Annotated in this window: 12 protein-coding genes; 8 read left to right on the top strand and 4 right to left on the bottom strand. The window is 70.7% G+C overall.

All coding sequences use genetic code 11. The annotated features are described in order from the left end of the window. Window positions 1-17 precede the first annotated feature (17 nt). Window positions 18-911 carry an endonuclease/exonuclease/phosphatase family protein gene (locus ACFVYN_RS06470; protein WP_389993347.1) on the bottom strand — a complete coding sequence of 298 codons (894 nt, stop codon included), beginning with the start codon at window positions 909-911 and terminating at the stop codon, window positions 18-20. Window positions 912-1,101: 190 nt separating this feature from the next. On the opposite strand from ACFVYN_RS06470, the gene ACFVYN_RS06465 reads away from it, so the two are divergent. Both ACFVYN_RS06465 and ACFVYN_RS06460 read left to right on the top strand, forming a co-directional pair. After that, complete coding sequence (locus ACFVYN_RS06465) at window positions 1,102-2,406, top strand: DUF6986 family protein (protein WP_389993344.1); 1,305 nt, start codon at window positions 1,102-1,104, stop codon at window positions 2,404-2,406. A gap of 119 nt (window positions 2,407-2,525) precedes the next feature. Next, window positions 2,526-4,529: a serine/threonine-protein kinase gene (locus tag ACFVYN_RS06460; RefSeq protein ID WP_389993341.1), complete on the top strand. Its 2,004-nt coding sequence runs from the start codon at window positions 2,526-2,528 to the stop codon at window positions 4,527-4,529. Here ACFVYN_RS06460 and ACFVYN_RS06455 read toward each other — a convergent pair. After that, entirely contained in the window at window positions 4,475-5,275 is an 801-nt protein-coding gene (locus tag ACFVYN_RS06455) for a hypothetical protein (RefSeq protein ID WP_389993338.1), read from the bottom strand. The two genes, ACFVYN_RS06460 and ACFVYN_RS06455, sit on opposite strands and share 55 nt — an antisense overlap. A gap of 6 nt (window positions 5,276-5,281) precedes the next feature. Then, complete coding sequence (locus tag ACFVYN_RS06450; RefSeq protein ID WP_389993377.1) at window positions 5,282-6,331, bottom strand: LacI family DNA-binding transcriptional regulator; 1,050 nt, start codon at window positions 6,329-6,331, stop codon at window positions 5,282-5,284. A gap of 194 nt (window positions 6,332-6,525) precedes the next feature. On the opposite strand from ACFVYN_RS06450, the gene ACFVYN_RS06445 reads away from it, so the two are divergent. Then, entirely contained in the window at window positions 6,526-7,476 is a 951-nt protein-coding gene (locus tag ACFVYN_RS06445) for an ROK family protein (protein WP_389993335.1), read from the top strand. Window positions 7,477-7,569: 93 nt separating this feature from the next. Here the strand turns inward: ACFVYN_RS06445 and ACFVYN_RS06440 are convergent, their stop codons facing one another. Next, window positions 7,570-9,594 carry an NPCBM/NEW2 domain-containing protein gene (locus ACFVYN_RS06440; protein ID WP_389993332.1) on the bottom strand — a complete coding sequence of 675 codons (2,025 nt, stop codon included), beginning with the start codon at window positions 9,592-9,594 and terminating at the stop codon, window positions 7,570-7,572. Between the two features lie 153 nt (window positions 9,595-9,747). On the opposite strand from ACFVYN_RS06440, the gene ACFVYN_RS06435 reads away from it, so the two are divergent. The 5 genes from ACFVYN_RS06435 (at window position 9,748) to ACFVYN_RS06415 (ending at window position 15,354) form a co-directional block, all read left to right on the top strand. Continuing rightward, the gene (locus ACFVYN_RS06435) at window positions 9,748-9,942 is read left to right on the top strand and encodes a hypothetical protein (protein WP_389993329.1); all 195 of its coding nucleotides are present in this window, start codon (window positions 9,748-9,750) and stop codon (window positions 9,940-9,942) included. 140 nt (window positions 9,943-10,082) lie between these two features. Next, complete coding sequence (locus ACFVYN_RS06430; RefSeq protein ID WP_389993326.1) at window positions 10,083-11,123, top strand: NUDIX domain-containing protein; 1,041 nt, start codon at window positions 10,083-10,085, stop codon at window positions 11,121-11,123. A 366-nt stretch (window positions 11,124-11,489) separates the two neighbouring features. After that, a complete protein-coding gene (locus ACFVYN_RS06425) occupies window positions 11,490-12,518 on the top strand; it encodes an ABC transporter permease (protein ID WP_389993324.1) in 1,029 nt (342 codons plus the stop codon). A gap of 87 nt (window positions 12,519-12,605) precedes the next feature. Continuing rightward, window positions 12,606-14,273, top strand: a complete 1,668-nt coding sequence (locus ACFVYN_RS06420; RefSeq protein WP_389993321.1) for an ABC transporter substrate-binding protein — start codon at window positions 12,606-12,608, stop codon at window positions 14,271-14,273. A gap of 88 nt (window positions 14,274-14,361) precedes the next feature. Beyond that, window positions 14,362-15,354 carry an ABC transporter permease gene (locus ACFVYN_RS06415; protein WP_389993318.1) on the top strand — a complete coding sequence of 331 codons (993 nt, stop codon included), beginning with the start codon at window positions 14,362-14,364 and terminating at the stop codon, window positions 15,352-15,354. The last annotated feature ends 26 nt before the right edge of the window (window positions 15,355-15,380 follow it).

Below are 15,380 nucleotides of genomic sequence, written 5' to 3'. Positions count from 1 at the left end.
GTCGCGGGGGCCTCTCCTCATCCCAGGGTGAGCGTCGCCTGCACCGGCAGGTGGTCGCTCGGGAACTGTCCGTTCCTCTCATAGGTGTTGACGGCGGCCCGGTGCACGGTCGTGCCGGGCGTGGCCAGGATCCAGTCGATGCGGTCGCCGTCGGGGACGAGGGGTCGGTAACCGTGGAAGGTGGCGTACAGCGCGCTGCGTTCGGCGGCCGCGTCCCAGGTGTCGACCAGCCCCGCGGCGAGCAGGGTGTCGTACGCCTGGTTGTCGTGGGCCGCGGCGTTGAAGTCGCCGGTCACGACGACCGGCAGGGCCGGGTCGAACGCGGCGATCTTCTGGGCGAGGAACTGTGCGGACCGCTCGCGCGCGTACTGGCCCACATGGTCGAAATGGGTGTTGAGGACGTGGAACTCCCGTCCGCCGGCGGCCCGGTCGCGGAAGCGGACCCAGGTGACGATCCGGGGGAGCGCGGCGCCCCAGGTGTTCGAGCCGATGACCCTGGGTGTGTCGGAGAGCCAGTACGTGTCGTGCTCGACGGGGGCCAGCCGCCGGGTGTCGTAGAAGACCGCCGTGGACTCGTCGTGGCTGCCGCCCTCGCGGCCGGTGCCGATCCACTCGTACTGCGGTCCGAGGTCGGAATGGATGTCGAGCAGTTGCTGGTAGAGGCCTTCCTGGGTGCCCATCAGGGTGGGGGCCTCCTGGCGCAGCAGATGGCGCATCACCGGGCGGCGGGCGGTCCAGCTGTTGGGTTCCAAGGTGCTGGCGAAGCGCAGATTGAACGTCATGACATCGAGTCGGCGGTGGTACGGCCGGGCGGCGGAGGCCGGCAGCGTGCCCATCAGGGGCACGGTGACGGCGGCGGCCATGGCGGTTCTGAGGCCCATGCGACGCGTCATTCTGTGGGTGTCCGACATGTAGTTCCCTCCCGACGGGACAGGATGATTGTTCGAACCGGAGTGCGGTAGAGGGCGTAGGGGTTCTCGGCACCTTGGATGAATGCGGTGGCTCATGCTGTGGACGGGGTGTTGACCGTCGGGAAGCTTCGCGGATAACTTCGTTCTACGGATTGTTGATTCCGTATCGCGGAAAACAGGAGGCTGTGGGATGGGTCAGGGCCAGCAGGAGCAGGTGGCGACGAGCCTCGCGGGTGCCGTCAGCGAGGAGATCAGCGCCTCCCTCGCGCCGGTCGACGCCGAACTGGAGCGCCGCTACCCCGGAGACCCCGGCACCCGCCAGCCCGTGCACACCGTCTACGTCCCCGGTGACGCCTTCGCCGCCGACACCGTCCGCTCCTGGGGCGAGAAGGCCCTCGCCGCCCTCGACGAACACGCCCCGGACGCCGCCTCCCTCGCCGCCGTCCTCGGGCTGTCCGACGAACTCGCCGAGCCCGTCCACGCGCGCGTGCGGGCCAAGCTGGAGCACGAGCCGATCGAGGACCTGCGCGTCGACTTCGAGGACGGCTACGGCCCGCGCCCGGACGCCGAGGAGGACGAGACGGCGGCCCGCGCGGCCCGGCTGATCGCCGAGGCGTACCAGGACGGCACAGCGGCGCCGTACATGGGCATCCGCATGAAGTGCATGGAGGCGGCCGTCCGGGACCGGGGCATCCGGACCCTCGACGTCTTCCTCACCGGCCTGATGGCGGCGGGCGGCCTGCCCGAGGGCCTGGTGCTCACCCTGCCGAAGGTGACCTACGCCGAGCAGGTCACCGCGTTCGTCCGGCTCCTGGAGGCCTTCGAGAAGGCGCACGGCCTGGACTCCGGCCGGCTCGGCTTCGAGATCCAGATCGAGACCAGCCAGTCCATCCTCGCCACCGACGGCACCGCCACGGTCGCCCGTATGATCCAGGCCGCCGAGGGCCGCGCCACCGGACTGCACTACGGCACCTTCGACTACAGCGCCTGCCTCGGTGTCTCCGCCGCCCACCAGGCCAGTGACCACCCCGCCGCCGACCACGCCAAGGCGGTCATGCAGGTCGCGGCCGCGGGCACCGGCGTACGCGTCTCGGACGGCTCCACGAACGTGCTGCCGGTCGGGCCGACCGCGAAGGTCCACGACGCCTGGCGGTTGCACTACGGCCTCACCCGCCGCGCCCTGGCCCGCGCCTACTACCAGGGCTGGGACATGCACCCCGCCCACCTCCCGACCCGGTACGCGGCCGTGTTCGCCTTCTACCGCGAGGGCTTCGAGCAGGCCGCCGGCCGTCTCGCCCGGTACGCGGGCCGGGTCGGCGGTGACGTCATGGACGAGCCCGCCACCGCCAAGGCGCTCAGCGGCTATCTGCTGCGCGGACTCGACTGCGGCGCCCTCGACATCGGCGAGGTCGCACGGCTGACCGGTCTGACTCGGGCCGACCTGGAGGGCTACGCGGCGCCCCGGCGCGGTGATCTGACGGTCTCCACGAAGTAAGTAGAGGAGTTGGGGAAGACGTAGCGGCCCTGTCACAGACGCAACCGGCGGCTGGAGTTGTCACTCCTGCCCCGTAGTCTGTACGGCACGCATTGACGTGTCACAGAAACGGGGCAGCGGTGTCTTCGGGGGAGACCAACGGGAAGGGCCAGGACGAGGCCGGTCGGCTCCTGGCCGGGCGTTATCGGGTCGTGGCCCAGCTCGGGCGCGGCGGTATGGGCGTGGTCTGGCGGGCCGTCGACGAGGTCCTCGGCCGCGAGGTCGCCGTCAAGGAACTGCGCACCTACACCGACGCCGACGGCCCCGAACTGGCCGATTTGCGGCTGCGGATGCAGCGCGAGGCACGCGCGGCGGCCCGGGTCCGGCATCCCGGCGTCGTCGCGGTGCACGACGTGGCCGAGGTCGACGGGCGCCCCCTGATCGTCATGGAGCTGGTCGACGGCCCGTCCCTGGACGCCGTGCTGCGCAGCCGCGGCCCCCTCGACCCGCGTGAGGCGGCCGCGATCGGCGCCAAGGTCATGGACGCGCTGGCCGCCGCCCACGCGGTCGGCGTACTGCACCGGGACGTCAAGCCGGGCAACATCCTGCTCGACCGCTCCGGGCGGGTCCTGCTCACCGACTTCGGCATCGCCACCATGGACGACCCGGGCGACGGCTCGGCCACCAGCCTCACCCGCACGGGGCACCTCGTCGGGTCCCTGGACTACATGGCCCCCGAGCGCGCCCAGGGCGCCGATCCGGGACCGGCCTCCGACGTGTGGGGCCTGGGCGCCACGCTGTACGCGGCCATCGAGGGTGCCTCACCGTTCCGCCGTACGTCGACGTTCTCCACGCTCACCGCGATCGTCGGCGAACCGCTCCCCGAGTCCCACCGTGCCGGCCCCCTCGGCCCCGTCCTCCAGCGGCTGCTGGACAAGCGGCCCGAGGCCCGCCCGGGGGCCGAGGAGGCCCGCGTGCTGCTGCAGGCGGTGGCGGACGGTGCCGAGGCCGGGGCGGACAACGCCACGACAACCTTGCGCGGTACGGCGGGCTCGGCGGGGCAGGCCGGGACGGCACCCGACGTCCCGGCGGCGCCGGGATCCGGATCGCCGGCGAGGGATGAGGCCGAGCAGGACGGGCGGCACGAAACGGCGGGCCCCGCAGCGGCCCCGGGACCGGCGGCCACCCAGCCGACAGGGGCCGGGACTCCAGCCGTGGGTGCCACGGGACAGGTCGAGGCCCCGGCGCCTTGGTGGGTCGGGTCCGCTGCTCAGGGCGATGCCGTGGGACAGGCCGGATCGACTGGGCAGGGCTTCGCCCCTGCCTCCCCAGGCGGTGCTCCGGCACCTGGCTCGGCGGCATCCGCCGTACCCCAAGGCCCTGTTCCGGGACCGCCGGCACCCTTGGCGCACAGCTACGAGGCGCCCGTCCTTCGCGACACGCGCCCCATGGACCCCTCCCGAGCGCCCCGTCGCAACCGGCGCGTCCTGCTCTCCGCCGCGGCCGTCGTGGTCGTTCTCGCGGTGGCCGGCACGGTCGTCGCCCTGATGAACAACTCGGGCAAGGCCGAGGCCGACGCCCGCCCGATCGCGTCCGGCACGAGTGAGCCGGCCTCGGCCTCCGCCTCCGAGCGCACCGACGCCGACCACGCAGGCAGCGCCGCGCTCACGGACGGGGAGGCCAAGAAGACCCCGGGCGCGAAGAAGACCTCGGACCAGGGCGGCAGCGCCAAGCCCTCGAGCCGTGCCTCCGCGTCCGCCACGGCGAAATCGGCCGGCGGCGGCTCGGGTGGTGACCATGGCGGCGGCTCCGGAGGCGGCGCTACGACCGGCCACGACGACCCCAGCACCCCCGCCCCGGCACCGGCCTGCACCGCCATCGGCGGCGGCAAATACAACTGCACCGTCTGGAAGACCGCCAAGTCCTACACCGCCTCCGGCGCCGAGGCCGGCGTCCTCTACGCGGGCACCAACTATTTCTTCTGCCAGTCGAACCTGGGCCGCCGCGAGACCTCGGGCCAGTGGACCAACGTCTGGTGGGCGAAGACGGACGACGACAGCGGCAACACCGGCGTCTACGTCAGCGACGTCTACCTCAAGGGCGGCAACAACGACGAGCCGGTGCCCGGACTCCCGGTCTGCTGAGCCCTCACGTACCGCTCCAGGCCGGACTCCGTGACCCGCTTCTCCTCGGCGAACAGCCGGGTGCCCGCCGCGCACAGATGCCGGTCGGCGCGCGCCCGCGCCACGAACTCCTCCGGGGTGGCCCCGAACAGCTCCCGCAACCGGAACGATCCCACGAGGAGTTCGGTCAGCAGCTCCAGCTGGCCGGGGTGGGTACGCGGGGCGCCGGTGCCGTCGTGCAGGACGCCGTGGCGGTTGACGTACGAGTGGACACCGGGCAGGGTCACGCCGCCGGGCAGCTCGACCCGTACCTCGGGCGCGGGCAGCCAGGCCCGCCCGTAGTTGCCGTGCGCCAGGGGCACCCCCTCGCTCGCGTCGATGACCGTCAGTTGCTCGGCGTCCAGCCAGATGACGAACAACTCCCGTACGGCGTCCGGGGCGTGGAAGGGAGACGCCGACACGTATCCCATGCGGCTCACATGCGCGGAGACGCCCACGTCGACGCCGGTCACCCGTGCCTTCACCATCGGGATCGGCGAGGTGATCCCGAACTCGGCCATCTTGTGCCGCAGTTGCGCCGGACTGGCGTTGGAGCCGACCGCGAGGACGGGGGCGCGCTCCTCGTGCCACCTGTCCTCGCGGGGAAGAGGAACCAGCCGGTCACCGTCGAGCAGCGCGGAGTCCGCCGGCCAGGCGCCGGGGTACCGCAGCGGGTGATCGCGAGGTGCCTCGGCCAGGCCGAGGGTCTCCAGGGTGAAGTCCTCCATGACCGCTCAGTCCGCCGGCGGCAGCTCGCCCGAGCCCCGGGTGATCAGTCGGGTCGGGAGTTCGATCCGCTCCGGCGTCAGCAGCGTGCCGTCCAGCTGGCGGAACAGCCGCTCCGCGGCCGTACGACCCAGGGTCGCCGCGTCCTGCGCGACGACCGTGACGCCCGGCTGCAGCAGATCGGCGAGTTCGATGTCGTCGAAGCCGACGAGGGCGACCCGGCGGGTGTGCTCGGCGAGGACCCGGATCACGGTGACCGTCACCCGGTTGTTGCCGGTGAAGATCGCGGTGACGGGGGAGGAGCCGGAGAGCATGTCCTCGGCCGCCCGGCGCACCCGCTGCGGGTCGGTGACGCCCAGCGACGTCCAGGCGTCCGCCACCTCGATGCCGGCGTCCTCCATGGCGGTCCGGTATCCGCGCAGCCGCTCGACGGCCGTGTGGATGCGGGGCATGTCGCCGATGAAGCCGATCCGCCGGTGGCCGTGGGCGATGAGGTGGGCCACGGCGTTGCGGGCGCCGCCGAAGTTGTCGGAGAGGACCACGTCGGCGTCGATCCGGCCCGCCGGACGGTCCACGAACACCGTGGCCACGCCCGCCTTCAGCTCCGGCTCCAGATAACGGTGGTCGTCACCGGCCGGAATGACCACCAGGCCGTCCACCCGACGGGCGCACAGCGCCAGCACCAGCTCCTGCTCGCGCTCCGGGTCCTCGGCGCTGGAGCCGTTGATGAGCAGGGCGCCGTTGGCCCGGGCGATCTCCTCCACCGCGCGGCTGAGCGGGCCGTAGAACGGGTCGGCGAGGTCCTCCAGGACTAGGCCGATGCTGGCGGTACGGCCCTTGCGCAGTACGCGCGCGCTGTCGTTGCGGCGGAAGCCGAGGGCCTCGATGGCCTCCCGGACCCGGTGCTCCGTCTCGGGTGTGACCCCCGCTTCGCCGTTGACCACGCGCGAGACCGTCTTCAGCCCGACGCCGGCTCGCGCGGCCACGTCCTTCATGGTCGGCCGGTTGCCGTACCGGGTCGTGGCGAGGCGGTCTGCTCGGCTGTGGGTCTCGGGCACGATACGGCGTCCTGTCCTGTCGTCGACGGGGATGCGGCGTTCCATGATTTTGTATGAGGATGTGGCGTCGAGCATAGAGCCTGGACAACGTTGTCAGATGCGGGAGACACTGTCCACCGCAATCTGTCGGCCAGCGCCCCCACCGCGACACCGGCCTGTCCATTCCCAAGGTTGACCGGGGAGAACTGACACTGATGCACACCGACCTCGTGGCTGCGCTCGACATCGGCGGCACCAAGATCGCCGGAGCGCTGGTGGACGGCCACGGCCGGATCCTGCTCCGCGCGCAGCGCGCCACGCCCGCGCAGGAGGACGGCGAGAGCGTGATGCGGGCCGTCGAGGAGACCCTCGGCGAACTCACCGACTCGCCGCTGTGGGGACGCGCAGGCGCCCTCGGCATCGGCAGCGCCGGCCCGGTGGACGCCTCCACCGGCACCGTGAGCCCGGTGAACGTGCCCGGCTGGCGCGACTATCCGCTGGTCCGCAGGGTCCGGGAGGCGGCCGGCGGGCTCCCCGTCGAGCTGATCGGCGACGGTGTGGCCATCACGGCGGCGGAACACTGGCAGGGGGCCGCGCGCGGGCACGACAACGCGCTGTGCATGGTCGTGTCGACCGGGGTCGGCGGCGGTCTGGTGCTGAACGGCCAGCTGCATGCCGGGCCCACCGGCAACGCCGGTCACATCGGGCACATCAGCGTCGACATCGACGGTGACCCGTGCCCGTGCGGCGCGCGCGGCTGTGTGGAACGCATAGCCAGCGGTCCGAACATCGCCCGGCGGGCGCTGGAGAACGGCTGGCGGCCCGGTCCCGACGGCGACACCTCCGCCGCCGCGGTGGCCGACGCGGCCCGGGGCGGCGACCCGGTCGCCGTGGCCTCCTTCGCCCGGGCGGCCCGGGCGCTGGCCGCCGGTATCGCGGCCACCGCGACCCTCGTGGAGATCGACATCGCGGTCATCGGCGGCGGGGTCGGCAAGGCGGGCGACGTCCTGTTCGAACCGCTGCGCAAGGCGCTGGGCGACTACGCCACCCTGTCCTTCGTCCAGCGTCTGACGATCGTGCCCGCGCAGATGGGCACGGACGCCGGATTGGTCGGGGCGGCCGCGGCGGCGCTGGCGAAGCGGACCGACACGGCCGCCGTGGTCTGACACCGGGAAGTCCGGGCCGACAGGGTCGGAGAAACGTTCACTTGGCGGGCGGGTCCGGACACGGGCCCGCCCGCCAAGTGCGTACGGCAGCTCTCAGCAGCTCAACTGCGCGTCGGCCCAGTCGGCGTGGTCGGAGTCGATGCCGTCGCCGCCGTCGGTGACGACCAGCCTGACCAGCCGGGCACCGGTGACGTCCGCGGTGAGCGGTTGGGCCGGCATGGCGTTGGTCAGGACGCCGGTGGATGCCACCTTGGTGCCGTCCGCCCACACCTCGAAGGCGACCGTGCCGTTCGCGCCCTTCTCGTCGTCCACGCCGACCTGCGCGGTGACCGTCTCGCAGGCCGCGCCCGTGTAGTACTCGACGGCACTCTCGGCATGGACCCCGAGCCCCTTGGCGTACACCACCCCGCCGATGGTGAGCGGATGGCCGTCGCCCGCGGCGCTCTCCCCGTTGCTGGTGTTGCGTTCGACGGGACCGTAGCCGTTGGCGGCCGACAGCCAGGGCAGATCACCGAGCCCTGAGGTACCCGAGGGCGGCGGGACCACCACGGTCGCGGCGAAGGGCAGGGTGCTGTCGGCCCGGACGCCGGTGGGTGAGCGGTAACTCGCCTTCAGCGTCAGGTCGTACGACCCCGTCGGCGTCCCCGGCGGAGCGGTGACCGACCACTTCGTGCGCAGCGAACGGCCCGTGGGCAGGGCCGTGGCGGAGGTCGGTGTCGTCGCCCTCACGGTCCAGCCCTCGGGACCGGACAGCCGTACGGAGACCTGCCTGGCCGGGGTGCGTCCCAGGTCGGTGACCGTGGTCGTCAGTGCGGCAGGCGTGCCCGTCTGGACCAAGGTGCTGCCGTCCAGGCCGAGTTCGACGGCGGGCGGGTGCTGGCGCCACCCGCGGTCGGCCGAGACCCGTACGAGAACCGTCCCGTGCGCGGGGACGGTCGCCGAGATCGTGCCCGCGGTGTTGTAGCTCCGGTGCCGCCACAGGTCGCGCAGGGTGTACGCGTCGGCGGCGGGCAGGCCGACGGCCGCGGTGGTCGTTGCGATGCGCTGGGGGCTGCTCGACTCGTTGAACAGGGCGACCGTACGGCTGCCGTCCTTCATCTCCTTGGCGACGACCCAGCGCCCGCCCTCGGAGGAGACGACGCTGCCCTGCTTGCCCAGCGGATCCTGGTCGACGGCGATGACCTCCTTGTTGCCGAGGATCTCGAAGGTCTGTGCGGAGGCCGAGCGCAGGTCGCTGCCGATGAGCAGCGGGGCTGCCATGACGGACCACATCGAGAAGTGCGAGCGGTACTCGGTGGCCGTCATGCCGCCGTTGCCGACCTCCAGCATGTCGGGGTCGTTCCAGTGGCCGGGGCCGGCGTGCGCCGCGAGCGGCAGGTTCTGCTTGAGGATCGAGAGCATCGAACCCCAGGAGTCGCTGATGTCGCCGGTGGTGCGCCACAGGTGGCCGACGTCCGCCGCCCACTCCCAGGGCTTGTTCTGGCCCCATTCGCAGATGCTGTACACGATCGGTCTGCCGGTCGCCTTGAGAGCGTCGCGCATGGTCGTGTAGCGCAGCTTGGCGTCCACACCCTGGTTGTTGCAGTTGTCGTACTTCAGGTAGTCGACGCCCCAGTCGGCGAACTGCTGGGCGTCGCTGTACTCGTGGCCCAGCGCGCCCGGGAAACCGGAGCTGCTGCATGTCTTCGTGCCCGCGCTGGTGTAGATGCCGAGCTTGAGCCCCTTGGAGTGCACATAGTCGGCGACGGCCTTGATGCCGTTCGGGAAGCGGGCCGGGTCCGGGACGAGTTTGCCGTCGGCGTCCCGGTCCGGCAGGGCCCAGCAGTCGTCGAGGTTGACGTACTGGTACCCGGCGTCCTTGAGGCCCTTGTCGACGAAGATGTCCGCGATCCCCTTGACCATGGACTCGTTGAACTCGGCCCGGCAGTGGGTCGAGTTCCAGTTGTTGAAGCCCATGGGCGGCGTGAGGGCGAGGCCGTCGGCCAGGGCGGGGGAGGCGGGAGAGCCCGTGTCCTCTTCGGCCGCGACGGCCGGGGCCGCCCCGGAGGCCGCGAACAGCAGCACCGTGAGCGCGGTGACCATCCTTCGGCGGATCGTGCGGGTGTGAAGGTGACGCATCGTTACGTTCCTCCGAACCAGCGGAAGGTGCGATGACGGCATGTACGCGTCATCGTTTGGGCGTTTACGTTAGGACGTGTTGGACTCTGGTGGAAGGGAGCGGCCCGGGGTGCGGCAGCGTGACTCATTCCAGCCGGTGCCGTTGATCAGGCCATGAAGAAGCGCAGCATGCTCGCCATCGCCTCCCTCGCCACCGGCTTCGTCGTCGCGGCGATCACCCCCTCGCACGCCCTGGGTGAGGAACTCGATCACCTCGACGTCGACAAGAGCCTCAGCACCCTCGATCACACCGTCACTGCCGAGAGCCTGGACGGCCTGGACGAGACCGCTCTCGGGCAGAACGGCTGACGAGGACCGCACGGACCGCGGCACCGGGGTTCTCAGGACGAGGAGCCCCGGTGCCGCTTTTGCGCCCTCATCTGCGGCTGGTTTCCGTGGCAGGGTGGAACGGGCAAGCCACAGGGGGCCAAACAGAAGAGGGGGAGTCCGTGATCGTCTGGATCAACGGCGCGTTCGGTGCGGGGAAGACCACCACCGCACGGGAACTGATCGAACTGATCCCGAACAGCACGCTCTTCGACCCCGAGGACATCGGCGCGGCGGTCGTGCGGCTGCTGCCGCCCAAGCACCTCGCCGAGGTCGGCGACTTCCAGGACCTGCCGATCTGGCGACGACTGCTGATCGACACGGCCGCTGCGATGCTCGCCGAGCTGGGCGGGACCCTCGTGGTCCCCATGGCCCTGCTGCGCCAGGAGTACCGCGACGAGATCTTCGGCGGCCTCGCCGCCCGCCGGATCAGCGTCCGGCACATTCTCCTCGCTCCGGCGGAAACGATCCTGCGCGAGCGAATAGCCGGGCGGGAGGCCCCGCCGACCCTTCCGCTCGGCCAGCTGGGGCAGGGGCACTGGGCGTACGACCGCATCGAGCCCTACCGGGCCGCCCTCGCCTCCTGGCTCGCCGCCGACGCCCATCCGATCGACACCAGCGGGCTCACCCCGTACGAGACGGCCGTCCGCATCATCGAGGACCTCGGCGCCGGGACCGTGCCCGTGTGCGACATCGTGCAGACCCCCGAGCCCACCGCCGAGACCGTGGCCGCCGGGGTCCTCCTCTTCGACGAACAGGACCGGGTGCTGCTCGTCGACCCCACCTACAAGGCCGGCTGGGAGTTCCCCGGCGGAGTCGTCGAGCGGGGCGAGGCGCCCGCACAGGCCGGGATGCGCGAGGTAGCCGAGGAGACCGGCATCCGGCTGGACGACGTACCGCGTCTCCTGGTCGTCGACTGGGAACCGCCCGCGCCTCCCGGGTACGGCGGGCTGCGCCTCCTCTTCGACGGCGGGCGGCTCGACCCCGCCCGGGCGCGGGCTGTCCTGCTGCCGGGTCCCGAACTGCGCGGCTGGTGCTTCGCCAGCGAGGAAGAGGCCGCGGAGCTGCTGCCGCCGGTGCGCTACGAGCGGCTCAAGTGGGCCCTTCGGGCTCGGGAGCGTGGGGTGGCGCTGTACCTGGAAGCCGGAGTTCCGGTCGGCTGACCTCCGGATGGGCCCCGTCGGCGCGCACCGTCGACGGGGCTTCGTCATGTTCGAGCACGTTCGATTCAGGCAAGCGGGGTGCGAGAGCCCGTCAAGTAAATCGTCGCGATACCTCCATGTCAGAGCTAACGAAACGTCCCACCCTCGTCAACTCTTGGCAACGAGCGCAAACAATCCCCTTTCCGGTCATTTTCCGCCTTGACCGGTCTCTTGGCGGGTTGCGACAGTCCGCTCAGTCTCACGGCGCCGACAACGGCCGGCGACCGACGTCTTTCCCCTCAGGGAACACCCCATGACGAGACCCTGTCCGTTGGCGACGGCGAAAACTCCGCGCCGGCCCCAGCACATACCCGGGACGTCCGCACGATGACGACGCAACAGCAGCCGATGCCCGCCGACACCGGCACCACACAAGCCGGTGAACCCTCGCCGGACCCGCGGCGCGACGGCACGGTCATCACCGGGCGCTCGCCCGCCCGGATGGCCTGGCGGCGCATCAGACGTGACAAGGTCACCATGGCCGCTTTCGTGATCACGGTGCTCTTCATCCTGATCGCGCTGCTGGCACCGGTCCTGACGGCGGTCACCGGCTGGGGGCCGATCACCCCCGACGGCAGGGCGATCGACCCGGACACCGGCAACTTCCCGCGCGGGGCGCTGGGCGGCATCAGCCTCACCCACCTCCTGGGCGTCGAACCGGGCACGGGCTACGACCTGTTCGCCCGGATCGTCTACGGACTGCGCACCTCGCTGTTCGTCGGCCTCGCCTCGGCCGTCCTGTCCACCGTCGTGGGTGTCGTGGCCGGTCTCGCGGCGGGGTACTCCGGCGGCTGGGTCGACTCCGTGCTGTCGCGGATCATGGACGTGATGCTGGCCTTCCCGCAGCTGCTGTTCATCATCGCGCTGACCCCGGTCATCCAGAACGCGATGCAGACCAACAGCCACGGCGGCACCGACGAGAACCTCCGCCTGCTGGTCCTCGTCCTCAACATCGCGGTGTTCGCCTGGGCCTACACCGCCCGGCTGGTGCGCGGACAGGTCCTGTCGCTGCGCGAGCGGGAGTTCGTCGACGCGGCGCGGATCATCAGCGCGGGGCGGTGGCACATCCTCTTCCGGCAGCTGCTGCCCAACCTGTGGGCGCCGGTACTGATCTCCTTCGCGCTGGCCGTCCCGCAGAACATCACCACCGAGGCGGCCCTGTCCTACCTCGGCGTGGGCGTCATCCCGCCCAACCCGGACTGGGGGGCGCTGCTGTCGGACGCCTCGCAGTTCTTCCTCCAGGACCCCATGTACCTGTTCGTCCCCGGAGTCCTGCTGCTGATGCTCGTCCTGGCGCTGAACCTCCTCGGCGACGGCGTCCGGGACGCCCTGGATCCCCGCGCGGCCCGCGGCTGACGCGGTCCCCTCAACACCGGTCAACACCGGGGCGCACGGCCCCACTTGGGCCGCCGCCGAGTCCGTAGAAGAACGGAGTGTTACCTCATGACGCGCAGAAGGCGCTCGATCGCGCTCGCGGCCACCGCCGTGGCGATCGCCCTGGGGGCCACCGCATGCGGGGGCTCCTCCAGCACCACCGGAAGCGGCTCCCCGGCCAAGGGCGGCACGCTGACCGTCCTCGACCACGCCGACTTCGACCACCTCGACCCCCAGCGCGTCTACACCACCGAGGGTTCGAGCATGGACCAGGAGCTCGTGCGCACCCTGACCGGGTGGGACGAGACGGGCTCACAGCCCAAGCTCGTCGGCGACCTGGCCACCGACACCGGAACGCCCAGCAAGGACGACACGGTGTGGACCTTCCATCTGCGCAAGGGCGTCACCTGGCAGGACGGCAAGGCCGTCACCGCGCAGGACGTCAAGTACGGCGTCGAGCGGACCTTCTCGCCCGACATCAACGGCGGCCCGCCGTACGCCAGTCAGTGGCTGGTCGGCGGCTCCACCTACAAGGGGCCCTACTCGGGCAAGGAACTGGCCTCCATCGGGACGCCGGACGCGTCCACGATCGTGTTCCATCTCGGCCAGCCCGTCGCCGACTTCAACCAGACGACCGCCATGCCCGGCTGGTCGGCGGTGCCCAAGGCCCACGACACGGGGGCCACGTACGACACGCACGTCTGGTCCGACGGACCGTACATGATCAAGTCGTACACCAAGAACAAGGAACTCGTCCTTGTCAGGAACACCGCCTGGAAGCAGTCGACCGACCCGATCCGGCAGCAGAACGTCAACGAGATCGACGTGAAACTGGGTCAGGACCAGTCGGCGATCGACCAGCAGATCAAGTCCGACGCCGGTGCCGCCCAGACCTCGATCATGCAGTGGCCGATCGCGGGCTCCGACCTGACGACGATCTCCAGTGACCCGTCCCTGAAGTCGCGCCTCTACGACATCCCGGCCCCGGGCATCAACTACCTCGCGATCAACACCACCAGGGTCAAGGACCTGAAGGTCCGTCAGGCCATCGAGGAGGCGATCGACAAGACCACCGTGCGTGGCGCGTTCGGTGGCTCGGCGTACGGCGGCTACGCGAGCACCATGCTCAGCCCCGGTATCGGCGGCTACCGGAAGTTCAACTTCTACAGCACCAACCCCGCGGGCGACGCCACCAAGGCCAAGGCGTTGATGAAGCAGGCCGGCAACCCCAAGCTCACCATGTCGCTTGCGGTCGAGAACACCACCACCGAGGAGCACTTCGCCGACGCCGTGAAGACCTCGCTCGGCACGATCGGCATCACCGTGAACATCACGCCGATCGACGCGGCGAACTACTTCAGCACCATCGACAACGTGAAGAACCAGTACGACCTCACGTGGGGCGACTGGATCGCGGACTGGCCGAACGCCTCCACCGTGCTGCCCGTGCTCTTCGACGGACGGCAGATCGCGAAGCTGCCGCAGTCCAACCAGGACCTGTCGTACCTGAATGACCCCGCGGTCAACGGGCAGATCGACAAGATCGCCAAGATGACCGACGTCAAGCAGGCCGACGCGGCCTATGGCGCGCTGGACGAGCAGATCATGAAGGACGCCGCCGTGGTCCCGCTGATGTACATGAACTTCAGCGAACTGGCGGGCTCCAAGGTCGGCGGGGTCATCCCGGACCCCATCCTGGCCGAGCCCAGCCTGGTCCACGCCTACGTCAAGAGCTGACGCGCCAAGAGCTGACGCAGCCCTCCCAGTCCCGCCGGCGGCCCCGGCCGGCGGGCACACCCCCTCTCACGTCAGGGTCCAGCACGACATGCTTCGTTACCTCATCCGGCGCCTGCTGGCAGCGGCCGCGATCCTGCTGGTGATCACCGTGATCACCTTCGTGATCTTCTTCGCGCTGCCGTCCGACCCCGCGCTCCTGGCCTGCGGAAAGACCTGCTCGCCCTCCCGGCTGACCGAGATCAAGCATTCGCTCGGACTCGACCGGAGCTTCCTCACCCAGTTCTGGGAGTTCTTCAAGGGCCTCTTCGCCGGCCGGGACTTCGGCGACCAGAGCGTGCGGGTGCACTGCGGCGCGCCCTGTCTCGGCATCTCCTTCCAGACCGACACCCCCGTCCTCAGCACCCTGCTGGACGACTTCCCCGCGGACCTGTCGCTGGGCCTCGGCGCCGCGGTGTTCTTCCTGATCCTGGGCGTCGGCCTCGGCACACTCGCCGCGGTCCGCCGGGGCAGGGCGGCCGACAAGGCGGCGGTCGGACTCGCCCTGCTCGGTGTCTCGGTACAGATCTACTTCGTCGGCCTGCTGCTGCTCTACCTGTTCGTCGACAAGTGGCAGATCCTGCCCGCCTCCGGCTACACCCCGATCACCCAGGACCCGACCGCCTGGTTCCAGGGCCTGATCCTGCCGTGGGCCACCCTGGTCATCGTCTACCTCGCGCTGTACACCCGGCTCACCCGCTCCTCCATGCTGGAGGTCTTCGCCGAGGACTACATGCGCACCGCCCGGGCCAAGGGCCTGTCCACCGGCAGGGTCGTTCTCAAGCACGGTCTGCGGGCCGCGATCACCCCGATCATCACCATCTTCGGCATGGACGTCGGCTCCCTGATCGGCGGCTCCGCGGTCATCACCGAGTCGGTGTTCGGCATCAACGGCATCGGCAAGCTCGCGGTCGACTCGGTACAGAACTCCGACCTGCCGGTCATCCTCGGCACCACGCTCTTCGCGGCCACCTTCGTGGTGCTCGCCAACGTGGTCGAAGACGTGGTCTACGGCCTCGTCGACCCCCGCGTCCGCCTCGCCTGAGCCCCTCACCGCAGCAAGGAAAACCC

It is taken from the genome of Streptomyces sp. NPDC058307, assembly GCF_042880295.1.
GTDB lineage: Bacteria > Actinomycetota > Actinomycetes > Streptomycetales > Streptomycetaceae > Streptomyces.
This window is presented reverse-complemented; position numbering and strand designations above follow the sequence as displayed.